The 264-nt window shown below is 35.2% G+C and carries 1 protein-coding gene; it reads right to left on the reverse strand.

Features of this window, described 5'->3' with window-relative positions; all coding sequences use genetic code 11:
• The coding region (locus SB822_RS57995; protein ID WP_410859226.1) for a hypothetical protein at positions 1–264 on the reverse strand (264 nt) is incomplete at both ends.

The following is a 264-nucleotide window of genomic DNA, read 5'->3' on the forward strand; positions in this document are numbered from 1 at the left end:
TGCGAGTTTCATAGCTAGATTCGCGTATTGATTTAAGAAACGTGATAACATTGTGTTTTTATCTACATCACCTTTTAATGTAGGTACTTCTTTTTTGCGATCTAATAAGTAGAATGTTGAGAACATCAATAATAGTTCAACAACGTAACAGAATATAACACCTATCGCTAAAGTTAATCCAAATTGTTGCATCATCGGCGCTTTCGATAAATACATTGTCAGGAAGCTTAAACTCATACTCACAACTGCAATTCCCACGCCAGG

The organism is Paraburkholderia sp. SIMBA_054, from assembly GCF_046534875.1.
Classification (GTDB): domain Bacteria; phylum Pseudomonadota; class Gammaproteobacteria; order Burkholderiales; family Burkholderiaceae; genus Paraburkholderia; species Paraburkholderia hospita.